We start from the raw sequence: 24,457 nt of genomic DNA, 5'->3' as shown, positions 1-24,457 counted from the left end.
TGGCTCGAGTGCAGGAGCGGTCGTCTGGCTGCGCCATGGACGACGCGCGTATTCCGCTGCTCGCTATCGAACCGGCTTCGGCACGAACCTCGAGATCAGATCTTGCCCGCCGTTCGATGACGTCATCAGCAGGCGCACCGCAGGAATGGCCTGGGACGACAGCACGAACTCGGTGTTGCCGGCGTCCGTGGCGAACGTGAGATCGAAGGCGCCGGTCACCGTCGCCTTGGTGCACTTGGCGCTGATCAGGTTCGACGGGGAGGAGAGCCGCAAGGTCGGACAGGCGCCCGCGGAACTGGTGAGCGAGGCACCGACGGCTTGCGTGGTGAGGTCGATGTCGGCAGTGGTGTCCTGCAGGAGCGCGACATCGATGAGATCGGACTGCACGTCGATCACCGAATACACGAGCTGCGACACCGCGCTCCCCTGCCACGCGACGACAACGAACACCGAATCGTTAGGCGTAGGCGTCTTGCCGGCCGTCGTGCCGACCAGCTCCGCAGCCGCCACCTCGAAGGTCTGATCCGATCCGTTCACGCTCACCGTCACCGATTCCGGACTCACGCCGTGCGCGAGAATCGCGATCGGGTACTGGAGCAGCCGGAAGCGATCGAACTCGCCCGCGCTCGCCGCCTGTTGGGCGAGCGTATCGAGGTGGCGCGCCTCGTTGAACGATGGCGCCGATGGGGCGGTGGAGCTGCCGCACGCGGTGAGCGCCGACAGACCGCAGATTGCGGCCACGGCTGCGAACGGAGCGAGACAGGTCCAAGGCTTGGGCATCCAGAACACCTCGAAGGCGAGTGAAAGACGCGACCCCCGCAAGTATGCGGTGTCGCGGGACGAAATGCGAGTGTTGGGCGCGCACGACGCCGGCCACGAAAGCCTTGACTCGTGCGACCCGGGGAGCGAGCTTCGGCCCATGGACAACTCCGCGCTAGGCTCGCATCGCGCCCGACGGGCGCCCGCCGTTCGTTGGGCATTGATGTTCGCGGCGACGCTCGCTGCCGCGCAGCTGGTGGCATGCGGGGAACCGATGCCGCTCGCCCCGTCGGCCAAACAAGTCGCCAAGCTCCAGCTGCCGGCGGCGCCGAGCTACATCATCCAGTTCGGCAACGACGGCGTGGTGCCGCAGGCGCTCCAGCAAGCCATCGCGAGCGCGGGCGGACGCATCGTCCGCGTCCAGAAGCGCATGGGACTGGCGCTGGTCACCGGACTCACGCCCGCCGCGGCAACCGCGCTCCGTTCGTCCGGAGCGGCGACCCTGATCCTGCCCAACGCCAGGCGCCAATACGTGCGCGAGCGTCTCGCGGCATCGCACGTCGTGTTGGGCAGTCCCCGGATCGCGGCCGGCGCGTCGGCGCGGCGCCTCACTCCGTTAGGCGCCGTCGACCCGCGGTCCGCCGAATTCTTCAGCGATCAGTGGAACATGTCGGTGATCCGCGCCGATTCGGCCTGGCAGGTCACCACGCAGGGCGCGGGCACCAAGGTCTTCATTCTCGACACCGGCGTCGACACCGCGCACATCGACCTGGAAGGCCGCGTCGACGCCGCCCTCAGCACGTCGTTCGCGTTCGCCGCCGGCGACACCACCGACACGCTGCCGCTGCCGTTCTACCACGACGTCGCCGGACACGGTACGTTCGTCTCGTCGCTCATCGCGACCAATTCGTTAGGCATCGCCGCCGTCGCCCCACAGACGGACCTGGTCATGGTCCGCGTGCTCGATGACAATGGCGCGGGCGATGACTTCGCCGTCATCAGCGGCATCATCTACGCCGCCGACAACGGCGCCGACGTCATCAACGTCAGCCTCGGCGGATACCTGAGCCGCTCCAATGCGTTCGACCTCGCTATCTCGGATCTCATCCAGCGCGCCATCGACTACGCCGTCGCACGCGGCGCGCTGGTCGTCGCCGCCGCCGGCAACGAGTCGCTCAACTCCAATACGGCCACGAGCCCCAAGGGCAGCTATAGCGACAGCCTGCACGTGCTCGCCGGCGGTATCCGGCAAGTGGTCAGCGTGGGCGCCACCGGTCCGGTCGATCAGAAAAACTTCGACTCGATCGCCGTGTACTCGAATTTCGGGAAGGTCGACGTGGCGGTGTTCGCGCCGGGCGGCAACACCGTCGACTCGACAAATCTCAGCGATCTCGTGATCGGCGCCTGCAGCCAGTTCGTCTTTGTCGAGTGTGCGAACGAACGCTCCTACCTCTCGGGTGCCGGCACGAGCTTCTCGTCTCCGCTCGTGGCCGCAGAAGCCGCGGTCATCAAGGCGCACGCCGCGAGCGCACCGAGTCCGGCCCAGCTCGAGTCGTGTGTCCTCAATTCGGCCGATGCTCCGAAGGGAAAATCGAAGCCGGATGTGAACTACAACTTCGGACGAATCGACGTCGTCAACGGAGCGCTCCACTCGAAGTGCACGTAAGGCGTCCGCGACGACATCGATCCGCCCGATCGATGGGCCGCGCTACTCGGCCTGCTTGCCCTTCGCGGTCGGCGGGAGTTCGCCGTTGAGCCGCAGATAGACTGACGACTGGCTGTAGTGGTCGGCCCAGTCGCCGGTGGTCAGCGTCATGATCGCAGCACGCGACCGCGTCCGCCCGCCGAAGAACGGCAGCTGCTCACTCAACTTCGAGTCGTCGAGCTTCGCCAGCGCCTGATCGCAGAAGGCGAACGTCTCCTTGAGGCGCGCAACGAGCACCTCCTTGCTGGCGGTATCCGCCACCTTGGTGCGCGTCGGAGCCTTCTCGCCGCCGATCGTGCCGCACAGATAATCGTTGCCTTGGGACAGGTGCACCACGATCTGGCCGAAGCTCATCTGCGCGGGCGTCGGCTTGAAGCTGTACTTGTCGGCCGGCATCGTTTCGGCGGCGGCAATCAAGTTCTTGCCGACACGGCTGGCATTTTCGCGGAATGCGTCGGCCACCGGGCTCGACGACGACTGCGCCGCCACAAGTCCCGGCACGATGGCGGCAGCCACAGTCGCAAGACAAATACGGACACGCATGGATCTCGCTCGTGTTTGGGGGGAGGTTGATGTTGGTTGACATCGCGAACGATGTCCAGACCGGGTCGTGGCGCCGGCCCGCGCCGGCCCGCGCCGGCACGCGGCGCCTGGGGGCCCACCGTCCCGCCGCTCCAGGGCCGGCCTTGCGCGTCGGCATCGAGCGCACCGATCCGTCGTCAAGAGAACGGCTCTTCGCCGGCGGTCCTCCGGATCGCATTCCTGACTGATCGCATCCGCCGTCGCCGTGCGGCCTCGGCGATCGAGGTTCTTGCCTAACGGCCAGCGTCCGCGGAGGCGTGCGCCGAGATCGTGTCGAAGGCCATGCGCACGAACGCCGCGTCCGTCCACGGCTGCCACCCGTGCGGCTTGAGCGGCCGGCCGTAGGTGAACGTCGCATCCGAGTGGGGCGCCGTCGTGCTGTCGAGAAAATCCTGCAACAGATAGCAGGCCAGGTTGAGATAGTAGCTGTCCATCTCTCCGACCACGACGTGGAGTTTCCCCTGTAGCTCGGGGCCCACCGTGCTCCAGTGATTCTGGAGATACGCGCGCAGGTCGTAGCCGTGGTCGCGCATGTAATCGGCCACCTGGCGATTCATGTGCCCGGTCCGCTTGTCCCACAAGGCGGCGGGATAGCCGTCGGCATCCGTCGGCCCCCACACCGCCTCCCACGCCTCGAGCTGCTCCCCGGAGCGTCCGTGCGTGCCTAACGCATCCTCGAGCTGGCTCTCCTGGCGCATCGTGATCGTCGGCATGCCGCTGCTCTCGCGCTCCGCCGGCACCTCTGACGCGAGCCACGGACTGCGTGCTATGGCGAACGCGCTCGTGTCCTCGTAGATGTTGCTCAACTGATACCGCCGGAAATCCACCGGGTCGGGATAGAGACCCCAGGCGCCGCCGAAGAAGTCGGGATGATAGATCTGGAGCGCCAGCGCTTCCCACCCGCCCGTGGATCCGCCGATCAGAATCCGCGCATATGGTTTGGCGACGATGCGGAATTGCTTTTCGAGATACGGGATGAGCTCCTGCACGATCGCGTCGCCGTAGGGCCCGTCGTTCACGGAATTGATGGCATACGAATCATCGTAGTACGGCGTCGGATGCTGGAACGTGATGGCAATGACGCGCGGAAAACTGTCGCTCATCCAGGCGCGCGCGAATTCGTAACCGGGTTCTCGCTCGGTATTCATGCGCCGCCGCGCCGCGTGCTCCGCTGTCTCGGGCGTGCCGTTTGGATCGAACCCAAAGGGCGGCGACAGCGTGAAGTGTCCCTGTTCGTAAATCACCGCATAGTGCTGATCGGCGTGCTCGTCGTATCCTGCCGGAAGCAGCACGGTGGCGCCCAGGTACATCGGATGGCCCCAGAAGGCGGTGAGCAGGCGGCTCTGGATTTTGACGTGCTTCACCCACTTGGTGTCGGGCGGCAGCGCGATCGGCGGCAGCGTGCGCGAGAGCGTTAGGCGAACGGTCTGCGTGCGGTGCGGATCCAGGTGGATGCGCTGCGGCTCGCTCACCAGATTGCCCGGCGATTCGTTCCACTTCTGGCCTTCCCACTGGTCCTGGTGCAGCCAGAGGGTGCGTCCATCGGCGCGGTGGAATTCCGTGTACACGTTGAACACCGCCTGCACCCAGTAGTCGCCGGCCGGCAGCGACGCCAGACTCCGCAGCGGATATCCCGCTGCGTTCGCGTCCACGATGACCGTCTGACCGGGCGCGAGGGCGCGCACGTCGGTGCCGAAGAACGGCGTGCTGCGAGCGAGCTCGCCGGCTTGCAGTCGCGGCTCCGGCGTGCCGTCCCGGGCAACGGCGACGTACGCGCGCCCGGTGCGCGGCCCGGTCGCGTTCGGAAAGGCGAGCTCGAAGCGAAGCCCGGACGTGGATTGGCACGACACGGTGCGCGTGGTGGGCTGTGCGACGACAGCGCACGCCAAGAGCAGCAGAGTCCGGTTCATGATGATTTGTCTGTGAGCGCGTCAACGACAGTCGATCGAGCCGTCGATGTTGCGTCCGGGCTCGATGCACCGCAAGAGCATCGTGAGCCGACGTCAGGAGTGCGTGATCATGCTTGCGCGTCTCGGGACTGCATCGTATGCTCGCGCCAAAGGTCGCACAGTACACAGCACCGCATCCCACTCTGTGTTCCCGCGCGGTGACGCGGCGCCTCGAGTCGGCGCACGTTCCCCGTCCCGCGCTGTCTTTCGTTCGCCTTCATCCATAGTTCTGCCGGGAGGAGCAATGCACACACGCCTGGTCCGATGGGCCCTGCTCGCGGCGCTCGTCACGCCAACGACGCTGTTGGCGCAACAGCGACGAATCAGGGGAACGGTGACTGACGCGGCGGACGGCCATCCGATCTCCGGCGCCGTGGTCACCGTGCGCGAAGGCCGCGGCCTCGCGCAAACCGGAGATGACGGCAAGTTCACGCTCACCGTGGATGGCGGCGCCGTTAGGCTTTTGGCGCGCGCACTCGGCTACGCGCCATCGGAGGCCCCGGTGGCGGCGACCGACACCCTCGTCAACTTCACGCTCAAGAGCGATCCGCTGCAGTTGCAGGCCGTGGTCGTGACGGGGCAAGCCACGAACGTCTCGCGGCGCCTCGCCACGACGTCGACATCGCTCGTGACCGGCGATCAAGTGACGACCGTGCCGGCGGCGTCGGTGGACAAGGCGCTGCAAGGAAAAATCGCGGGCGCCAACATCCAGACCAACTCCGGCGCACCGGGCGGCGGCGCACAGATCCAGATTCGCGGCATCAACACGGTGATCGGCGCATCGGATCCGCTGATCGTCGTCGACGGCGTCATCTACAGCAACGTGTCGGTCGCGTCGGGTTTGTACACGGTGACGAGCAGCGGCAGCGCGTCGGGCACCGGCCCCGAGCAGGACGATGCCGGCAACCGGCTCGCGGACCTCGATCCCAACGACATCGCCTCAGTGGAAGTGCTCAAGAGCGCGGCGGCCTCGTCGATCTATGGATCGAAGGCGGCCAACGGCGTCATCATCATCACCACCAAGCGCGGGTTAGGCGGCACGCCGAAGGCGAGCATCACCCAACGGATCGGATACTCGAACCTCTTGCGCGGGCCGGCATCCCGAGTATTCACGCCGGCGGAGGCGATGAACCTGTACAACTCGCCATCGGACACCGCCACTATCGATTCGCTGATATTGCCTAACGGCAAATTGCCCGTGTTCGATCACTTGCAAGAAGCCGCGGGCAACCATCCGCTGGCGTACGAAACGTCGCTCAACGTGAGCGGCGGCAACGACAACACGAAGTACTTCGTGTCGGGCGACTGGTCGCACACCGGCGGCATCATCAACAACACCGATGCCGGCCGTCAGAATTTGCGAGTGAACCTCGATCAGCGCCTGGGCGACAGGCTCACGCTGGCGCTGAGCAACGCGTTCACGCGCACCACGACCGACAACGGCATGACGAACAACGACAACGCGGGCGCGGGCATCACGTACGCGCTGGCGTACATCCCGAGTTTCGTGCCGCTCAAACCCGTGAACGGCGTCTTCCCGCTGCCGGCATTCACGTACCTCAACTCGAATCCGCTGCAGACGATCGCTCTGGCGTCGAACGAGCAGACCGTGAACCGCTTCACCGGCGGCGCGACGGCCACGTTCCAGGCGCTGTCGGGCGGCAGGCACGACCTCAAGATCGTGGGCGGCGCCGGCGCCGACATCTTCAACCAGAACAACTCGGTGTTCGCCCCGCCCGACCTCTACTTCGAGGCGAATCAGACGGCGCCGGGCGTCTCTACGTTAGGCAATGCCGAAAGCCGCCAGGTGAACTGGAACCTCAATGCGATCGACGTCTTCACGCCATCCTCCTCCGGGACGATGTCGTTCACGACGTCGGCCGGCCTGCAATTCGAGGATCGGCAGCTCGACCAATCGCGCACCACCGCGAACGGATTGCTCGAAGGACAATCCAACATCGATCAGGGCGCGATCTTCGGCCAGCCGTTCGAGTTCAACACGCACGAGAAAACGTTCGCCATGTACGCGCAGGAACAGCTGCAGGCGTTCGACGAACGGCTGTTGGCCGAAGTCGGACTTCGGGCCGAGCGCAGCAGCGTGTTCGGGAACACCGACCAGTACTTCATCTATCCGAAGATCTCGGGCGCCTACCGCTTCCCCGATCTGTTAGGCAGCGGCAGCGACTTCAAGATCCGCGCGGCGTACGGCGAAACCGGCAACCAGCCCCTGTTCGGCCAGAAGTTCACGACGCTGATCGGCGGGCAGAACATCGGCGGCAGCGCCGGGACAGTGGTCGGCGGCGTCGCCGGCTCGCCCACCATCGAACCCGAGCGCGTGCGCGAATTCGAGACCGGCATCGACATGTCGCCGTTCCACGGACGCGCCACCCTCGAGGTGACCTGGTACCTGCGCCACACCACGAACCTGCTGCTCCCGGTCACGCCCGCGACATCCACAGGCTACAGCGAAGTGATCGCCAACGGCGGCGAGCTCCGCAACACCGGCATCGAGGCAGCGTTAGGCATCGCCGCCGTCCAGGACCACGACTTCACCTGGACCGTGCACTCCACTTTCAGCCGCACCCGGTCGCTCGTGCTGAAACTGCCCGGCACCGGCTTCAGCCCGCCGTCCGCGGGTTTCGGCCTCGCGTTCGGCGAATTCTTCGTCCAACAGGGCCATCCGATCGACCAGATCATCGGTCAAACCGCGATCAATCCCGACGGCTCATTCGTGGTCAAATCGTTCGGTACCGCCTCGCCGAATTGGGACTGGGCCCTCGGCAACGACTTCACGTACAAGGGATTTTTCCTGACGTCGCTGTGGGATTGGCAGTACGGCGGCCTCGCGCAGAACCAGACGCTGTCGCTCTACGACTGCAACGAGTTGACGTCGGACGCCGGTACGCCGGCCGGACAGGCGCGCATCCAGGATTGCTTCGACGGCATCGCGACGCCATACGTGCAATCCACGTCGTTCCTCAAGCTGCGTGAAGTGAGCATCGGCTACACGCTGTCGGAGAACATGGCCAAAAAGTTCTTCGGATCGAGCGACGTCAAGCTCGAGTTGACGGGACGCAACCTGCTCATCTTCACGAACTATTGGGGATACGATCCCGAGTCCAGCAATTTCGGACAGCAGGCCATCACACGGAACATCGATCTGGGACCGTATCCGCCGTCGCGCCAATTCATGTTCTCCATCACCGCGGGGTTCTGACCATGACACGCACTGTGCACCGGGTTGGATCCGCGCTCACGGCGGCGCTGTGCCTCGCCGCCGGGCTGTCGTTAGGCGCCTGCGGCGGGTTCAACATCACCGACACCAACCAGCCCACCCAAACCGACCTCGAGAACAATCCGACGAAGTCCAAGCTGGCCGCGGCCGCGACCGGCATTTTCTCGGGCGCGCGCTCGGACATCACGGGCTTCATCTGGCAGGTGGGCTCGATGGGCCGCGAAGGCATCAATCTCTCCGGCAACAACCAGCCGGACTACCAGGAGCCGTACTTCGGTCCGCTCTCGTCCACGCAATTCGGCGGCTCGGAGTGGGCCGGGCGCTACGCCAACATTCGCACGATCAACGTCTACCTCGATGCCGCGCCCAAGGCGAAGGACCTCTCGCCCCAGGAGCTCTCGGCGTCGCAGGGGTTCGGCAAAACGATGGAAGCGCTCGCCTTCATGTACGTGATCGAAACGCGCGCGGGCCTCGGCGCACCAGTCGATGTCGATCGCCCGGTGACGGCGCCGCCAGCCGATTTCGTGAGTGAAGACAGCGTGTACGGCTACATCATCGGATTGTTGGACAGCGCGCAGACGGCGCTGCAGAACGCGGACGGCACGTCGTTCCCGTTCCCGATTCCACCGGGATTCACCGGCTTCGACCAACCATCCACGTTCCTCCTGTTCAACCGCGCGCTCAAGGCGAAAGCCGAGATCCTGCGGGGCACGGCGGGGTGCGGTCAACCGTGCTTCCAGGCCGCGCTGGCCACGCTGCCGCAAACCTTCATCGACCCGACGCCCTCGTCGTTAGGCATCGGACCGCAGTTCGATTTCTCGACCGCATCCGGCGACCAACAGAACGGACTCGCCGAGCCGCTCGATGGCACCACGTTCTTCGCCGACACGTTCATGCTGGTGCACGCGCAACGTCAGGCCGGCGGCGAGCTGGACGCGCGTGTCCTCGCCAAGACCGCGCGCGCGACCCGCGATCCGGTCTGGTCGATTCCCGCCGTGCCGCTGCCGGGCGTGCTCAAGTACGTCATCTATTTCACCGGCGGCCAGCCCGATCTCGGCAAGCCGGTTCCGATCATTCGCGACGAAGAGTTGATCCTGTTGCGTGCAGAGGCCGAGATCCAAACCGGCGATCTCACCGACGCGCTCACGGACATCAACTTCATCCGAACGAATTCCGGACATCTCCCGGCGATCTCGTCCGGCACCTGGACGTCCATGTCCAACGCCGAGCGCATCAACGAGTTGTTGTACAACCGCTGGTTCTCACTCATGTGGGAGCAGGGCACCCGCTGGATCGATGCACGGCGCTACAACCTGCTCGGCACCATCGAGCCGGGGGTTCCGGGTGGTCAGGTTCCGCAGCGCATGCCGATTCCGCAGGACGAATGCAGCGCACGCAACCTGCCCACCAATTGCGATCCGTTAGGCACCTGATCGCGAGCTGGACGAGCAATGACGACGGCGGGGGCCGAACGGTCCCCGCCGTCGCGCATCGTGGTATACTCCTCTGGACACGGCAAAACCGGACACGACAGCTGTGGTGGTTTGGGCCCTCTCAATGGGCTGATCCCTGGATCGTGAGGCTGGGCCCGGCCGAGGAGAGTGATACGCTCATGAAGACGCGGACACGGCGCGGACACGACAGGACAAAACAACGTCTTTGATTGTTATTCGGGCTGTGCCCGTTGTGTCCTGCTCCACGCTTAACGACGCGTCGTTGCGGTTGGATATGCACCGACCCCATCTCTTACATCCTTTTTTTATCCTTTTGAACCTTTGTCGTAGATCTCTCCAGGCAGAGCGGGCCCGCCTGCATGGGAGGCCGCGTGTTGACCGGCGCGGCCTTTCACCACCGCCGGACCAGGGCCGAGGCTGCACTTCCCGGCACCACCCGCACAAATCCGCGAAGAGTCGAAAATGAGACCTGGCCTCGGTGCGGCGTTCATTGCAGCCGGCCGATTACACGAAGGCGAAAGCGCTCCCGGCGACGATGCGCACGCACCTTGTAACGGCACGCGCGCGCCTAACCGGCCGTCGTCGAGCCGCCGAGGAGCGTCAGCACTTCTCCGGTGATGTAGCTCGAGTCTGCGTTAGACGCGAAGAACACGTAGCTCGGCGACACCTCTTCGGGCTGGCCGGGACGGCTCATCGGCGTGTCTTCGCCGTGTTGGGCGACTTCGCTGCCGCCCTTGTCGGCCACGTTGAGCGGCGTCCAGATCGGACCGGGCGCCACGCAATTCACCCGGATCTTCTTGTCGACCAGCATCCGCGCGAGCGACTTCGTGAATGCGTGAATCGCCCCTTTGGTGGCCGAATAGTCGAGCAGCTGTCCGCTGCCTTCGAGTCCCGTGATCGACCCGGTGTTGATGATGGCCGAGCCCGGCTCGAGGTGCGGGATCGCCGCGCGAGCCATGTAGAAATAGCCGAAGATGTTCGTGCGGAAGGTTCGCTCGAGCTGTTCGTCGGTAATGTCGCCGATGCTCTTCTGATGCTCCTGGTAGGCCGCGTTGTTGACGAGCACGTCGAGCCGGCCTAACTCGCGAACCGTACGCTCGACCGCCCGTTCGCAGAACGAGGAATCGCGCACATCACCCGGAATGAGCAGACATTGGCGGCCCTCGTGTTCAATGGCCGATTTGGTTTCTTCCGCGTCCTGCTGCTCGGGCTGCGTGTACACGATGGCGACATCAGCGCCCTCGCGCGCGTAGAGCACTGCCACCGATCGTCCGATGCCCGAGTCGCCGCCCGTGATCAGCGCGACTTTGCCGTCGAGGCGACCGGCTCCGTGATAGGCCGGCGCCATGAACGCCGGACGAGGTTTCATCTTCGCCTCGATGCCCGGCCGCGGTTGACTCTGTTTGGGGAACGGCGGCTTGGGTCGTTTGCCGCCATGCGCCTGCATCTTGGGCGCGGCGCGCTTCGTTTTCTTCATCGACTTCGGCACGGTCCACCTGCACGCAACGGGAATTCGCGTGCAGGGCAAGAAGCAGTCCTCGCGTGCCCGGGTCAGTCAGCCCGCGTCGTTCAGCCTATCGCAGCGTGTACAGATATGCGGCGATGTCGCGCGCCTTTTGCTCCGTGATGCCGAGGTTGGGCATGGCGGTGCTCGGCTCGATCGCCTGCGGTGTTTCGATCCAGCGAATGAGCATCGTCGGCGTGTTCGGCGCCTCGCCCGCGATGTACGTGCGGCGCGACCAGTGAATCAAGGGCGGTCCCACGAGTCCCTGCGCGTCCTTGATGCCTGGAATCATGTGACACGTTCCACACCCCGCGGCGACGATGTCCTGTGCGCCGCGCTGCGGATCGGCGCCGACGATGGTCTGCGACGGTTCGGCGGCGTCGGCGGTCTTGTTGCACGCGGACACGATCGCGGCCGCCGCCAGGAGGGCGACGACGCCGAGCGTCCGGCGGCTACGAGTCGCGGCGAATCGTTGGACAGTACGCATTCATTCCTCCGAGTGGGCGCCGCGGTGCGCGGCGTGCGCGGCCCCGTGCGCCGGCTTTGTCTTGGCGGCCGTCGCCGGCATTGCGTTAGGCACAAGAGGATTGTGCGACTGGTGCCCGCCCGGCCACGGTTCGCCGCGCGCCTGGCTGATCGCCCACACGTACGCGGCGACGAGGTGCACCTGCGCATCCGTGAGATCCGATCGCCCGCCGCGCGGCGGCATGGCGATGGGGCTGCGGGTCAGATCCTGCGGCATGCCCGTCTTGATCAGCGAATCGATGGACTGCCAGTTAGGCTGCGCCCAGTTGAGGCCGGCCGTCAATGCGTCGCCCATCGCCGGCATGCCTTCCGCCTCCTGCCCGTGACAGGCGAAGCAGTGCCCCTGGTTGTGAAAGATGCTGTCGCCCTCGACGAGCATCTGCGTCGTCATGCCCGCGGGCAGCGTGGGCAGCGTGTCCGGTTGCAGATCGTCGTGCGTTTTTACCTTCGGCATCTTCGACGCCGGCGGCTGGTTGCTCTCGTGCGGGGCGTTGTGTCCCGCCTGCGCGTCCAGCGGCGACACGAGCCAGAGCGCGGCGGCCGCCGCCGCTGCGATGCACCACGCGGGGCGTCTCATCGGGCCGGCGCTCCCGCCGCCGATGAATCGTTAGGCAATGCAAACGCGATCATCTCGTCGCCGCGCGGCGTGTCGAGCGTCTGGCTCCCCGTGACGGCGACGGCGATGTACTGTTTGCCGTCGACGGCGTAGCTGATCGGCGGCGCGTTGATCGCGGCATCGGTCTTGTAGCTCCAGAGCTTGCGTCCGGTGCGAGCATCGAACGCCAGGAGCTGCTTGTCTGACGATCCCGTGAACACCACGCCGCCCGCGGTGGCCAACACACCGCTGATGATCGGCTTCGAGACGCTGTCCTTCCAGGCAATCTTCCCGGTGCGGAGATCGACGGCGCTGAACACGCCGTACACGCCCGTCGGTTTCGCTTCCACCGTCCCGCCCCACCATTGCGCCGGCTGCTTGAGCGTCATGTGCTGCAACCAGTACTTGTGCGGCAGGTAGTTGCCGTCCACGTACAGGTAGTTCGTCGCCGGGCTGAACGCGGTCGGGCTCCAGTCCGAGCCGCCTAACGGACCGGGGTTGACCACCACGCCGGCGGTATCGGGCCGCTTCATGTAGTTGAGGAACGGCACGAACGGGGCGCTCTTGCGGATCGGTTTCCCGGTCTCGCGGTCGAGCACGTACACGTATCCATCCTTCCCCGCTTCGGCGACCACCTTCGTCACGTGGCCGCTGCTGTCGGGCAGGTCCGCCAGCACGGGCGGCGTCGTTGCATCGTAGTCCCATACATCGTGCGACACTTCCTGGAAATACCACTTGAGCTTGCCCGTTTTCGCATCGAGCGCGACGATGCAGTCGCTGTAGAGATTGTCCCCCGGCCGTATCGATGCGTCGATGTCCGGCGCCGGGTTCCCGATATCGAGGAACAGCAAGCCTGTCTCCGGGTCGTATGCCGGATGCTGCCACATCGGCGCGCCGCCGTGACGCCACGAGTCCGCGTATTTGGCGCTGTCGGCGTGCTCGCGCTTCAAGTCGCGCGCGAACGACATCCCCCAGTCATCGGTCGCGCGCCACTTGCCCCACCACCCGCCTTCCTGCGGACTCGGCACCGTGTACCACCGCCACACGCGATGCCCATCGCCTGCGTCGTACGCGTCCACGTAACACCGGCATCCTTGTTCGCCGCCGCTCACGCCGGTGATCACCAATCCGTTCACCACCGTCGGCGCACCCGTCATGTGATAGCCGGCTTCATTGTTCCCCACCTGCACCGTCCAGATCGGATGACCGTTTCTCGCGTCGAGGGCGACGAGCCGGGCGTCGAGCGTCGCCATGAACACGCGTCCGCCGTACACGGCTACGCCTTTGTTGTTGGTCGAGCAGCAATCGACGACCGTGTGTCCGAGGTACGGATACGCGTAGTGCCACAGCGTTTTCCCGCTGCGCGCGTCGACGGCAAACACGTTGTTGAGCGCGGTCGTGAAATACATCACGCTGTCGATGACGATCGGATTCGTTTCCGATGCGTGCGGAATGCCCGAGTGGTGGATCCACGCCGGACGCAGCTTCGAGACGTTCGTCGTGTTGATCGACGCGAGCGTGGACCAGCGCCGGTTCGTGTAGTCCTTCCCGTACGCCGCCCATTGCGTCGAATCGCGCATTCTTGCATTCTTGGTCCGTTGGGCGCCTGCGGCATCGAAGTGCGACGTCTCGCCCGCGTGGGCCTTCTGCGGCGTGTTGTTCGAGCACGCGAACAGGGACGCGATGGCCAGGGCGGCTGCCCAACGACTCGTTGGAAGTCCCGGTCCCGATCGTGTCATCGCTCGAGCCTCGTCATGACTTGGGGAAGAGCGGTGCTAACGGGAACGACAACTGGAGCTCGAGCGACGCCGAGTGGGCATTGTCGAGAAAGACGCGTTCGCCGAGCGGCACTTCGTCGCCCTTCTTCGGCAGGCCGGTCGCCACGTAGTCGAACACCGTCAACACGTCCACGTTCTTGAGATACGGGATGCCGAGCCTCGAAAAGAGGCTCCAATCCCCGATCGCCGTGAGATCGAGCTTGTGCGTGTAGCCGCTCTGATCGTTCGGCTGCGCGGCCGCGCTGAACTGGTCCGCCACCTGCAGATTGATCGTCAGCAAGCCGTCGGTCTTCGTTTTGGGCAGCACGGAGACGAAGGCGCCCATGTCGACGGCGGGTGAGTTGGCGCGGATGTTCTGCGCGCCGACTTCGCTGGCCGTGTACTGGGTGTATGGATTGGCGTGCGCCGTTGCGTTAGGCAACCACGACACGTTGAAGAAGACCGACGTCAGCGGAATCGCCGTCTTCGCCGTGCCCGTGAGCACGATCAGGCTGCTGGTCTGCCCCGGAATTCTCGTAATGGCGCCGGTCGACAGCGATTTGACGCGCGGCCCGTTGATGACGTGCGTCCGGATGAGCCCGGGCTGAAGCAGCAGCTGTGGCTTGCAGATCGCCTTGCAGGTGGTCGTGTCCTTTTTCTGTGTCGAGTCTTGCGCAGTTGCGCGCGTGGCCAGCACTGCGACCGCCAACAGAGCGATCGACGCACCCCGTGTCCGAGCTCCCGAGCCCATAACAACCCCATTCCAGACGACATCCACCCTGTTTCGCAATCCACGCGCCACGTTTATGGGGTCCCATGTAATTGCCGATGCCGCAACGCAGCGCTCGCCGCGCCCCCCGGCGCTATGCACGCGCTCGGCGAACGCGTCCGATCTGAGCGGATCACATGAGCGCGGGATCGGATGTTGCGCTTCACGGGTCCATCGTGAGCGATGTGTCGTACGAGTTCACTCCGTGCCCGATCTGCGGCGCCGTGGCGGCCTCGGTGGTCGCCGACGCGGACGACATCCGCGCCGAAGTCGAACGATTGTGGGTGTTTCAGGGGCGCCGCCTCGACGATCAGACGCCCGTGCATCGCTTGTTGGACCGCGTCGTGTTCTCCCAGCGCCCTCCCCTGCGGCTCGTGGCGTGCGAGCGGTGCGCGCACGTGTATCGCAATCCCTCGGAGCGGCGCGAAGCGCTGGAGCGCGCGTATCAGGACGCGCAGTCCGCGAGCGTCTCCTTCGAGCACCTGTATCGCATGCAGCGCGCGGCCTTCCTGACGCAGGCGCGACGGCTGGTCGACACGGCAGGACGCACGGGCCGCGGCCTCGAGGTGGGCAGCTACGTCGGCGCATTTCTCTCGGCCATGCAGAACACCGCGTGGTCGTTCGAGGGCGTCGACATCAGTTGCGACGCCGTTGCCTTCGCGGCCGCGCACGGCCTGCGTGTCACGCTCGGCGGGATCGACGACATTCGTCCGGCGCGGCCCTACGACGCGGTGGTCGTGTACAACACGTTCGAGCAGCTGTACGATCCGGCGGCGGTGCTGCGATCGGCACACCGTGTGCTCCGGCCCGGCGGCGTGCTGTCGCTCCGCGTGCCTAACGGAACGTTCTACCGGCGCTGGCGCGCCCGCCTGCGCGGCCCGCTCGCCGCCCTCGCGGTCCGCCTCCTCGCGCACAACAACCTGCTGAGCTTCCCGTATCGCCAGGCGTTCAGCGAACGCTCGCTGTCCCTGCTGCTCGACCGCGCCGGGTTCACCACCGTGCGCGTCGTCGGCGACACGCTGGTGCCCGTGGCGGACCGGTGGACCACCTGGTTAGGCGAGCTCGAGGAGCGCGGCGTGAAGGCCTTCGAACGCATCGTCGAACGCGGCTGGCGCGCCCCCTGGGTCGAGCTCTACGCGAAGCGCGGCGTCGAGCCGGGCGGCCGCCGGCCGGTGGCCGCGGCGGCGCCTTGACGGCTCCGCTCCAACAGGCTTCCGTTGAAAGACGTATTGCAAGGATGGCACGCCTCGACCACCAGCTTCCCTGCCCCGCGTGAGCGCTATCGACCTATCGAGCGACGTTGGTCTCGCGGCCTGCGGCCTCCTCACGCTCAACATCCTCCTGGGCCTCCTCCTGTCCATGCGGTACAACCCGTGGACGCACTGGCCCCACCGGCGCTTCAACTATTTTCGCATCCACAACTGGACAGGATACATCGCGCTCGGGGTCTCGGCGCTGCACCCTGTGATCGTGTTGTTTTCCGCCACCGCGAACTTCCGCGTGTTCGACATCGTCGTACCTGTGCAGTCGCCCAAGCAACCGCTGGTCAACTCGTTGGGCGCGATCGGTCTCTACACGTTGGCGCTGGTGGTTGTCACATCGTACGTCCGGCATCGGATGACCCGCCACAGGTGGAAGCTGCTGCATTACGTGGCGTACGTGTCGGCCGCGTTTTTCTTCGCCCACTCGCTGTTCTCTGATCCGACGCTCAAGGGCCAACCGGTCGACTGGTTGGACGGCGAGAAGGTGTACATCGAACTGTGCGTGCTGCTGATCGCCGCGGCATCGGCGTATCGCGTGAAGTGGGGCATGGTGCACGCGAAGCGTCGGTCGTTAGGCAGCGCGCGCGCGCTCCCGGCCGCGCCGGTCTCGGCGTCCGGCGCCGGCGCCTCCTGACGGAACCCGATATGACGTCTCTCACGCTGGATCCATCGAGCACCGCGCTCGTCCTCATCGACTTGCAGCGCGGCATCGCGTCCACAGCCACCCAGCCGCACGCCGCAGCGGACGTGATTGCGCGCGCCGCGCAGCTCGCAGCCGGATTTCGGAAGCGCGGTTCCATGGTCGTGCTCGTGAACGTGGACCCGGGACCGCACGGCGTATTGTTTCCGCGACCGATCGTCGACCGGCCTCGTCCGCCATTCGACGCGCCGCGCGACTGGTCTGAGATCGTGCCCGAGCTCAATGCCGCCGAGTCGGACGTCCGCATCACCAAGCATCAGCCGGGTGCGTTCCACGGCACGGATCTCGATCTGCAGCTGCGCCGGCATCGCGTGGACACGATCGTGATGGGCGGAATCTCGACCAACGTCGGCGTCGAGTCGACGGCGCGCGCCGGCTACGACCTCGGATACAACTTCGTGTTCGTCGAAGATGCGATGGCTGCGCGCGAGGCGGATCTGCACACCTTTCCGGTCACTCGGTATTTTCCGACCATCGGCCGCGTGCGGTCGGCGCGGGAGGTGCTCGAGGTGCTCGACGCGCTCGGTTAGGCAGCTTACTGGATGAGCGTGAGCGCCGCCTGCCGGATCACCTCGAACGCGCTCGGCTTTCCGTCCTCGTTCGCGTCATCGTTGGTGTTGAACGCGGCCACGACGGCCGCCTTGGTGGCCGGATTGAAGTACATGAACGCCAGGAACCCGGCCTGGCTTCCGGTGTGGCCGATGAGCGTCGACGTGCCGCGCGGCAGCACGAAGAACGAGAGTCCCATCCATTCCGGGTGCGCGGCGCTGTCGGGCGTCGTCAGATACAGCGGATGCCACATCTCTTCGAGCGATTTGCGCGACAGCACGTATCCGTATCGCCGCTCGAGCGCCGGATCGCCGCGCGACGCGTCGGTGAGGAACGCCAGGTACGTCGCCAGATCCGCCAGCGGCGCGTTCCAGCCGCCGTTCGGGATCGTGATCCCCGGGTCGAACTCGCGCCCGTTGTCCTGCACGTGCACGCCGCCGGTCGCCGTGTCGTGCACCACAGTGTAGTTCGCCGAGCGATCGTCAGCCAGGTAGTAGGGCGTCGTGTTGAAGTAGCTGCGCGTCAGGCCTAACGGAGACAGAATGTTCTTCTGGACGTACGTCTCCCAGGGATCGTCGGTCAGCTCGCTGATGATGCGGCCCAGATAGATGAAACCGGGGTTCGAGTAGCTGTATTTCGATCCCGGTTTGAAGTAGATCTGCTGGTAGGGCATCATCGCAACGAGCTGCGACCACGTCGTCGGCTCGAACGGTTCCCACGGCAAGCCCTGCTTGTACGGCCACGTCGGGTTCTGAAACCCGGCGGAGTGCGACATCAGCATGTGGATGGTGATGCTGTCCATCGACCCGAACGGGTCGTGCACCTGCCGCAGTTCAGGGATGTAGCTCGTCACGCGATCGTCCAACGCCAGCTTGCCTCGATCGCGCAGCTGCATGATCGAGATTGCGGTGAGCTGCTTGGTGATCGATCCGTAGTGAAAGATCGTGTTCTGCGTGACGCGCTGACCGCGTGCACGATCCGCCCAACCATATTCGTGGTGCGCCACGACGCGTCCGTCGCGCATGAGCAGCACCGCGGCTCCGACGATGCTGTCGCTGTGCGCCGCGCTGTCGAACAGATTTGCGAACCCGCGCCACGCGGCCGGTTCGGCGACCGATTCCTTGTGTTGGGCGCGCGCTCCAGGCGCGGCGACGACCGACGCGGCGAGAGCAGTCACCAGCGCGCGACTGACGCTGGACCGCGAAAGCGGCATCGCCCGGCACCGCGCGACATCAATCAGAGAGGTCACTCCTTGTAATAGCATCGGTGTCAATACGCGGAAGAGCGGGAGGCTCGCGTGCGGGTCTCTACGCTCATGAAGACGCGGACAAAGCACGGACGGAACGGACAAAGCACGGATCGCTCGGCTGAACAGGATGGCTCTGTTGTGAGAGAACGAACAAACTGTTCTGTTTCACAAAAAAACAAGGCGTTGTTCCTGTGCAGCCGAGCGACCCGTGCTTTGTCCGTTCTGTCCGTGCTTTGTCCGCGTCTTCATGAGCGTAGAGACCTTCCAGCCGCCTCACACAGGCCAACCATCTATAGTATAGGACTGGCCCCTCCAAACGCCGGCTCGGCTACGCCCGGAGCGCTATCGACCGACCCGTCCTCGGCCCGCGTTGTCCGTCGCGAAGCGCTATTCCGCCATTCACGACCACCGCTGAGACCCCGACTGCGTACTGAAACGGATCAGCGAACGTTGCCCGGTCGCTCACCGTCGATGGATCGAACACCACGACGTCGGCTGCGTATCCGGGCGCGATTCGTCCGCGATTCGGCAGTCGCATGCGGGCCGCTGTTTGCGCCGACATTTTGTGAATCGCCTGCGGCAGGGTGAGCACGTGGCGCTCGCGCACGTAGTGGCCGAGGATGCGTGCGAACGTTCCGAGCGAGCGCGGGTGCGGGTGACCGGAACGACCCGGGCCGGAAATCGCGACTGCGCCGCCGTCACTGCAAATCGTGCACAACGGATCGGCGAGAAAGCGTTCGAGATTCGTCTCGCTCATGGCGAAACCCACCATGCCCACGTCGCCATGGCTTCGCACGAGCAGCCCCACCGCCGCGTCGAACGGATCCCGTCCGATCGAAGACGCGTACTGGCCCATGCGCTGTCCTTCCACCTTGCGATCGTCGTCGGCCGCGACGGACGAGATGAGCACGTTGTCCCATCCGCCTAACAATTGAATCTTCTCGGCCGCCGCCGCCCGCAGCTTGGGCGCGAGATCCGGCTGCGACAGCCGCCCAACGAAGGCATCGTTGCCGCCGTCCTTGCTCCAGGCCGGGAACAGGTTGCCCAAGTCGGTCTGATACGCGATGTACGGATAGCGATCGAACGTGACGTCGAGACCCGACACGCGCGCGCCGTGGATGCGCCGGAGCACTTCGTCGATCTTGTTCCAATTGCGCCGGCCTTCCGTCTTGAGGTGCGACACTTCGAGCGGGCAGCCCGCGCCGCCCGCCACGGCGATCGCTTCGTCCAGCGCCTCGAGCAATCGGTCGTCTTCGTTGCGCATGTGCGTGGCGTACGGCAGCCGGCGCCGCGCGCACGGGCGCGAGAGGGCGATCAGCTCGCCTAACGGAGCAAATTGTCCCGGGATGTACTCGAGGCCCGACGACACGCCGCACGCGCCGTCGGCGAGCGCGGCCTCGACGAGCGCGGTCATGCGACGCAGCTCGTCGCGTGTCGCGGGCCGGTCGTCGTCGCCCACGACCACGTGCCGGACGGTTCCGAGCCCGAGCATGCTCGCCACGTTCACGGCGCTCGGCAGTGCGTCGATAGCGGCAAAGAAGCCGCGCATCGTGGCGTACGCGGGTTCGCCCGCTTCGCCGGTCCGCGTGGGCGCGCGCGATGAGCCATCCTGCCCAACGATGACCGTCGTCACGCCCTGCCGGATGATGGATTCGGCGAGCGGGTCCACGAACAGCCCGTCGTCGGCGTGGGAGTGGATGTCGATGAAGCCCGGCGCGACGGCGAGCCCGCGCGCGTCGATCAGGTCGCGAGCGTCGTCGCCCAACGAGCGAGCCACGGCGGTGATCCGCCCGCCCGCGATGCCGACGTCGCGCTCGATGCCGTCCGCGCCGGTGCCGTCGAACACCGTGCCGCCGCGAATGATGAGGTCGAACCGCCGCCGGCCCGGCGCACGAATCGCCGGCGCGCAGCCGGCGAGCACCAGCGCCGCGGCGGCGGCCGATTCGACGAGAAACTGGCGACGGTTAGGCAACGGGGAGCCGACTCCCGGCTGAGTTTCCGCGCCGCGCCGCCAAGGCGGACGCGTGCATGCCTAACGCTGCGCCGCGCGGCGGGGCGGGCGCGGCTCCGGCACCACCGTCGCCGGCGACCGCGCGCCGTGCGGCCCGATGCTTCGCACACCGGCCCACAGGTCATCGAGTTGCGCATCCACCACCACCGACGTGCTGTCACCCGCCGCCACCACGCGCTGCCAGGCCGGCGACGTCGTGGAGCGCAGCAGGATCTCGTACGCGGCGGCGCCGGCCACGGGCTTCCACGTGAGGCGCCACGTCTGCCCGTACGGACGCACGCGCTCGATCCGCACGCTGTCCGGCGGCGCCGGCGCCGCGCCCACCGCGCCCAACACCAGCGCGTTCACCCGCGCGATGTTGGCCGCGTAGCCGAAATTGACATGCGAGAAAACGTCGTTCGGCGTGTGCTGGCGATCGAGCGCTTCCATGCGCTCGGTGGTGCGGATGCCGGGCTCGCCTAACGCAACAAACGGCTCGTGGTCGGTGCCGCGCCCGATGCGGTCGATGCGGTACACCTGCATGATCGCGATGCCCGGATGGTAGAGCGCGCCTAACGCACCCGCGTAGCGCGCCAGCTCGCGGCCCGGGCTGTTGTCCGGGTCGCCGCTGTAGATCCGCATGTTCGTCGAATCCGTGCGCCCGTTGTCCGCCGCGACATTGCCGTCGAGATCGTCCGACATGTCGGCCGACACGCGATACCCCGCATCGTGCAGCCGCCGCGCCAGGTGCGACGAGCCCAACAAGCCCTGCTCTTCCCCCGCCACCGCGGCGAAGAGCACTGTCGCATCCAGGCCTTTCGGGAAGCGGCGCGAGAATACCCGCGCCAGCTCGATCACGTCCGACGTGCCCGATGCATCATCGTCCGCGCCCGGCGCGTCGCCCACCGAGTCCATCGGGTCGAGCGCGCAGCGACACGAATCGTAATGCCCCGTGAGCACCACCACGCGCGAGGTGTCGCGCCCCGGCAGCCACGCCAGAACGTTCACCACCTTCACCGGCGGATGGTTAGGCGCCCGCGGCAGCGGCACCATGGCCGGATCGTATTCCACCCTGAGACACCCGCCGCACTTCGCGCTGATGGCGCTGAGCGTCGTGTAGATGTAGCGTCGCGCGGCGCCGATGCCGCGAGTCTCACTCGTCGTGTCGCTCAACGTGTGCCGCGTCCCGAACGACGCCAACACCGAGTCCGTGCGCCGGATGTTCGCCGCCGAGATGTCCTTCACCGCCAGCGCCAGCGTGGGATTTTTCACCAGGCCCGCCGTGCGCCCGATGGCGTGTCCGGCCGTTCCCACCTGCGCGGCGGCTCCCGCCGGCACCGCACAGATGAGCCCCCCACACACCGCGCCTGCGAGGACCACGCGCCAGGCGCGCAACATGCGCCCCGCGCCACCAAGGCGCAGTGGCGCCGGAGTACTCTGACCCATAAATCTCCCGATCACGAAGGGCGGACAAGGCGGAAGGCGGACAAGGCGGAAGGCGGACAAGGCGGGACAAGGCGGGACAAGGCGGGACAAGGCCGGATACTGCAAGAAGGGTTATACCGGGAATTTCCGGGAAGCGCGGCGGTGCTGGACCCTAACACAGGGTCGAAGATAATACCACCGGCGGTCTCTTCTCCTGCGCTAGCGGATCGGATGCCGTTTTCTCATGTCATGTATCTCCGTTCATGAAGACGCGGACACAGAACGAACACAGCGGACACGACACCAGCATCACCAAGGCGTTGATTTTTTTTCGGTGCTTTGTCCGTTGTGTCCTGCTTTGTCAGCGTCTTCATGAGCGTAGTACTCCGCCCGCCCAAGCTGCCTCACGATCCATTTTCTATCGTTCGTTCCATTTTCTTTGCGGCCACGTTTCCCGGAGTCCCCGAATACCTCAACAGAGAGCGGGCGACCCCGTGACGCGACCCGGGGCATCGACAGTCCTTTACTAGTGGAGACACGTTCGGACGCAGACCTCATCGCCCAGGTGCTCGCTGGGCATTCCGACGCGTACGCAATCCTCGTCGATCGTCATCGCGACCGCTGTTATCGGTTCGCCGTACGACTCCTCGGCGATCGCGACGATGCGGATGAAGCACTGCAGTCTGCGTTCGTGCGTGCGTTCCGGGGACTCGCGGGATGTCGGAACCGCGACCACCTTTCGGCGTGGCTGCTCCAGATCGTGCGCAACGAGTGCCGCACGATTGCCGGTCGCCGCGCCAAGCGGGCACAGCGCTTCGTCCGCGACGACGACGAGTTGAACAACGCGCCGATCGAGCAACCCGCCGAGACAACGGCGATGCTCGAAGAAATTCAGTTCGCGCTCGACAAGATCGAGTTGGACCAACGGGAAGCGTTTCTGCTCAAGTACGTGGAGGAGCTGAGCTACGACGAGATGTCGTCGCTCACGGGCGCCAGCGTTCCGGCGCTCAAGATGCGGGTGAGTCGCGCGTGCGCGCAGCTGCGGAAGCTCCTCAAACGAGAGGGGATTCATTCATGACGGATCACGATGATCGAGACCTGAACGACGGCGGCCGGGACGACGCGTTCATCCGCGGCGTCGCCGACGCGCTGCGTTCGGCCGAGCCGGCGCGCCCCGATCTCACCGAGCGGGTGATGCACCTCGTGCATTTCGACGCGCGCCGTTCGCACTCGGCCGCCCGCGGGTGGTGGACGCGCCGACGCACGATCCATCTCTCGTTTTCAGCCGTCGGCGCCATCGCCGCCGCGCTGGTGATCGCAGTCGTCGGCGCGATCGTTGGGCGCGCGGTGTCGCGCCCGGGCGTAGACGCGCGGACGCTCGCGTCGGCCCCGGTGAGGGCAGACACGGTGCACATCGTGCGCTTCGTGCTCCTTGCGCCATCGGCGTCGAGCGTCTCGATCGTCGGCGACTTCAACGACTGGCAGCGGGACGCCACGCCGCTCCGCCCAGCCGGCGCCGCCGGTGTGTGGGCTGTGTCGCTGCCGCTTCCGCGCGGTCTCCACCAGTATGCCTTCATCGTCGACGGAACGCGTTGGACTCCCGATCCCGCCACCTCCACGACCGTGACCGACGACTTCGGCACGACGACGTCCGTCATTGCCGTCGGTGACGCGACCTGACCGGTCCGCCCATCGGCACCGGATATCGATTGGCGCATCGGCGCGGGTAGACCCGCGTGTGGTGCTCGTGCTGGTGTGCATCGCGGCGGCTGTCACCCGGACGGCCGCCGCGCAACGCATCGACGCCACCCTGGATGCCGGCGCCGCGGGCATCCGCTATAACGATTCGATCGACGCGGCAGCGGCCGTGCTGTCGCCGAGCCTCCGCCTCGCGACGCGCGCCCTCGACGTGGGCGCCGTAGCGAGCGTCGCCCAGTTGAACAGCGGCGATTGGGCGGCGCAGGGTTCGTTAGGCGGCTCGTTCTACACCCCGGCGTTAGGCGCGCTGCGCGGCGAGCTCGCGGTGGACGCCGCCGGGTCGGACCGCCAGGGCGGCGCGCGCACCGGCCAGCTGCAGGCGTTGGCGCGCGCCGACCTGGTGCACGCCGCGTGGGGCGCATGGTTAGGCGGCGGCGCCGGCCGCGCATGGGATGGATTCGCGGGACACAGCCTCGCATTGGCCGACGCCGGCGTCTGGCTCAGCCGCGACGCGCTCACCGCCAGCCTCAGTGCGACGCCGACCGAGATCGACGACAGCATCACGTACACGGACTTCGAGGCGGCCGCACGTTGGGCGCGCGGACGCCTCGAGCTGCGCGCATCGCTCGGCGCGCGCGCGGGACACGCGCTTGCCGCGGTGACGAACGGCCGCGCCTGGGGCGCCGCCGGCGCGGTGTTCTGGGTTGCGCCGCGCGTCGGGATCTCCGCCGATGCCGGACTCTATCCGCC

Annotated in this window: 20 protein-coding genes; 9 read left to right on the top strand and 11 right to left on the bottom strand. The window is 66.2% G+C overall.

Annotated features, from left to right (window positions below; translation table 11 throughout):
* Window positions 1-63 precede the first annotated feature (63 nt).
* Complete coding sequence (locus tag VFW04_13820; GenBank protein ID HEX5180408.1) at window positions 64-780, bottom strand: hypothetical protein; 717 nt, start codon at window positions 778-780, stop codon at window positions 64-66.
* A gap of 139 nt (window positions 781-919) precedes the next feature.
* Between VFW04_13820 and VFW04_13815 the strand changes: the two genes are divergently transcribed.
* Window positions 920-2,425 (top strand): S8 family serine peptidase, encoded by a 1,506-nt coding sequence (locus VFW04_13815; GenBank protein HEX5180407.1) that lies wholly within the window; start codon window positions 920-922, stop codon window positions 2,423-2,425.
* Between the two features lie 42 nt (window positions 2,426-2,467).
* Here VFW04_13815 and VFW04_13810 read toward each other — a convergent pair whose 3' ends face one another.
* Entirely contained in the window at window positions 2,468-2,980 is a 513-nt protein-coding gene (locus tag VFW04_13810; GenBank protein HEX5180406.1) for a DinB family protein, read from the bottom strand.
* Window positions 2,981-3,279: 299 nt separating this feature from the next.
* A complete protein-coding gene (locus VFW04_13805; protein ID HEX5180405.1) occupies window positions 3,280-4,956 on the bottom strand; it encodes an alpha/beta hydrolase-fold protein in 1,677 nt (558 codons plus the stop codon).
* A 283-nt stretch (window positions 4,957-5,239) separates the two neighbouring features.
* Between VFW04_13805 and VFW04_13800 the strand changes: the two genes are divergently transcribed.
* Window positions 5,240-8,212: a SusC/RagA family TonB-linked outer membrane protein gene (locus tag VFW04_13800; GenBank protein ID HEX5180404.1), complete on the top strand. Its 2,973-nt coding sequence runs from the start codon at window positions 5,240-5,242 to the stop codon at window positions 8,210-8,212.
* Between the two features lie 2 nt (window positions 8,213-8,214).
* Window positions 8,215-9,663, top strand: coding sequence for a RagB/SusD family nutrient uptake outer membrane protein (locus VFW04_13795; protein ID HEX5180403.1), 1,449 nt, complete (start codon window positions 8,215-8,217; stop codon window positions 9,661-9,663).
* A gap of 589 nt (window positions 9,664-10,252) precedes the next feature.
* On the opposite strand, the gene VFW04_13790 is transcribed toward VFW04_13795, so the two are convergent.
* The 5 genes from VFW04_13790 to VFW04_13770 form a co-directional block, all read right to left on the bottom strand.
* Window positions 10,253-11,161, bottom strand: coding sequence for an SDR family oxidoreductase (locus VFW04_13790; protein ID HEX5180402.1), 909 nt, complete (start codon window positions 11,159-11,161; stop codon window positions 10,253-10,255).
* Between the two features lie 97 nt (window positions 11,162-11,258).
* Complete coding sequence (locus tag VFW04_13785; GenBank protein HEX5180401.1) at window positions 11,259-11,675, bottom strand: c-type cytochrome; 417 nt, start codon at window positions 11,673-11,675, stop codon at window positions 11,259-11,261.
* Window positions 11,676-12,290, bottom strand: coding sequence for a c-type cytochrome (locus VFW04_13780; protein ID HEX5180400.1), 615 nt, complete (start codon window positions 12,288-12,290; stop codon window positions 11,676-11,678). It abuts the gene before it with no gap.
* A complete protein-coding gene (locus VFW04_13775) occupies window positions 12,287-14,047 on the bottom strand; it encodes a PQQ-binding-like beta-propeller repeat protein (protein ID HEX5180399.1) in 1,761 nt (586 codons plus the stop codon). The genes VFW04_13780 and VFW04_13775 overlap by 4 nt, the downstream gene beginning before the upstream one ends.
* A gap of 13 nt (window positions 14,048-14,060) precedes the next feature.
* Window positions 14,061-14,762 carry a hypothetical protein gene (locus VFW04_13770; GenBank protein ID HEX5180398.1) on the bottom strand — a complete coding sequence of 234 codons (702 nt, stop codon included), beginning with the start codon at window positions 14,760-14,762 and terminating at the stop codon, window positions 14,061-14,063.
* Between the two features lie 209 nt (window positions 14,763-14,971).
* Here VFW04_13770 and VFW04_13765 point away from each other — a divergent pair, with 209 nt between their 5' ends.
* The 3 genes from VFW04_13765 to VFW04_13755 all read left to right on the top strand — a co-directional run bounded on the left by VFW04_13765 (window position 14,972) and on the right by VFW04_13755 (window position 17,326).
* A complete protein-coding gene (locus tag VFW04_13765; protein ID HEX5180397.1) occupies window positions 14,972-16,027 on the top strand; it encodes a class I SAM-dependent methyltransferase in 1,056 nt (351 codons plus the stop codon).
* A 79-nt stretch (window positions 16,028-16,106) separates the two neighbouring features.
* Window positions 16,107-16,730, top strand: a complete 624-nt coding sequence (locus VFW04_13760; GenBank protein HEX5180396.1) for a ferric reductase-like transmembrane domain-containing protein — start codon at window positions 16,107-16,109, stop codon at window positions 16,728-16,730.
* 11 nt (window positions 16,731-16,741) lie between these two features.
* Complete coding sequence (locus VFW04_13755; protein ID HEX5180395.1) at window positions 16,742-17,326, top strand: hydrolase; 585 nt, start codon at window positions 16,742-16,744, stop codon at window positions 17,324-17,326.
* A gap of 5 nt (window positions 17,327-17,331) precedes the next feature.
* Here the strand turns inward: VFW04_13755 and VFW04_13750 are convergent, their stop codons facing one another.
* From VFW04_13750 to VFW04_13740, 3 genes are all read right to left on the bottom strand, one after another.
* Window positions 17,332-18,522 carry a serine hydrolase domain-containing protein gene (locus VFW04_13750; protein ID HEX5180394.1) on the bottom strand — a complete coding sequence of 397 codons (1,191 nt, stop codon included), beginning with the start codon at window positions 18,520-18,522 and terminating at the stop codon, window positions 17,332-17,334.
* Window positions 18,523-18,922: 400 nt separating this feature from the next.
* The gene (locus VFW04_13745; GenBank protein HEX5180393.1) at window positions 18,923-20,566 is read right to left on the bottom strand and encodes a D-aminoacylase; all 1,644 of its coding nucleotides are present in this window, start codon (window positions 20,564-20,566) and stop codon (window positions 18,923-18,925) included.
* 60 nt (window positions 20,567-20,626) lie between these two features.
* Entirely contained in the window at window positions 20,627-21,982 is a 1,356-nt protein-coding gene (locus tag VFW04_13740) for a M28 family peptidase (protein ID HEX5180392.1), read from the bottom strand.
* A 556-nt stretch (window positions 21,983-22,538) separates the two neighbouring features.
* Between VFW04_13740 and VFW04_13735 the strand changes: the two genes are divergently transcribed.
* From VFW04_13735 to VFW04_13725, 3 genes are all read left to right on the top strand, one after another.
* Window positions 22,539-23,087, top strand: a complete 549-nt coding sequence (locus VFW04_13735; protein ID HEX5180391.1) for an RNA polymerase sigma factor — start codon at window positions 22,539-22,541, stop codon at window positions 23,085-23,087.
* Window positions 23,084-23,689, top strand: coding sequence for an isoamylase early set domain-containing protein (locus VFW04_13730; protein ID HEX5180390.1), 606 nt, complete (start codon window positions 23,084-23,086; stop codon window positions 23,687-23,689). The genes VFW04_13735 and VFW04_13730 overlap by 4 nt, the downstream gene beginning before the upstream one ends.
* A gap of 58 nt (window positions 23,690-23,747) precedes the next feature.
* The coding region (locus VFW04_13725) for a hypothetical protein (protein ID HEX5180389.1) at window positions 23,748-24,457 on the top strand (710 nt) is incomplete at its 3' end.

Source organism: Gemmatimonadaceae bacterium, assembly GCA_036273715.1.
In the GTDB taxonomy this organism is placed as follows: Bacteria; Gemmatimonadota; Gemmatimonadetes; order Gemmatimonadales; family Gemmatimonadaceae; genus JADGGM01.
This window is presented reverse-complemented; position numbering and strand designations above follow the sequence as displayed.

Excerpts from the sequence above, each read along its gene's own strand:
- VFW04_13790 (HEX5180402.1), bottom strand. The coding sequence starts at position 11,161 with ATGAAGAAAACGAAGCGCGCCGCGCCCAAGATGCAGGCGCATGGCGGC.
- VFW04_13785 (HEX5180401.1), bottom strand. The coding sequence starts at position 11,675 with ATGCGTACTGTCCAACGATTCGCCGCGACTCGTAGCCGCCGGACGCTC.
- VFW04_13815 (HEX5180407.1), top strand. The coding sequence starts at position 920 with ATGGACAACTCCGCGCTAGGCTCGCATCGCGCCCGACGGGCGCCCGCC.
- VFW04_13740 (HEX5180392.1), bottom strand. The coding sequence starts at position 21,982 with ATGTTGCGCGCCTGGCGCGTGGTCCTCGCAGGCGCGGTGTGTGGGGGG.
- VFW04_13805 (HEX5180405.1), bottom strand. The coding sequence starts at position 4,956 with ATGAACCGGACTCTGCTGCTCTTGGCGTGCGCTGTCGTCGCACAGCCC.
- VFW04_13820 (HEX5180408.1), bottom strand. The coding sequence starts at position 780 with ATGCCCAAGCCTTGGACCTGTCTCGCTCCGTTCGCAGCCGTGGCCGCA.
- VFW04_13780 (HEX5180400.1), bottom strand. The coding sequence starts at position 12,290 with ATGAGACGCCCCGCGTGGTGCATCGCAGCGGCGGCGGCCGCCGCGCTC.
- VFW04_13755 (HEX5180395.1), top strand. The coding sequence starts at position 16,742 with ATGACGTCTCTCACGCTGGATCCATCGAGCACCGCGCTCGTCCTCATC.
- VFW04_13800 (HEX5180404.1), top strand. The coding sequence starts at position 5,240 with ATGCACACACGCCTGGTCCGATGGGCCCTGCTCGCGGCGCTCGTCACG.
- VFW04_13795 (HEX5180403.1), top strand. The coding sequence starts at position 8,215 with ATGACACGCACTGTGCACCGGGTTGGATCCGCGCTCACGGCGGCGCTG.
- VFW04_13775 (HEX5180399.1), bottom strand. The coding sequence starts at position 14,047 with ATGACACGATCGGGACCGGGACTTCCAACGAGTCGTTGGGCAGCCGCC.
- VFW04_13765 (HEX5180397.1), top strand. The coding sequence starts at position 14,972 with ATGAGCGCGGGATCGGATGTTGCGCTTCACGGGTCCATCGTGAGCGAT.
- VFW04_13730 (HEX5180390.1), top strand. The coding sequence starts at position 23,084 with ATGACGGATCACGATGATCGAGACCTGAACGACGGCGGCCGGGACGAC.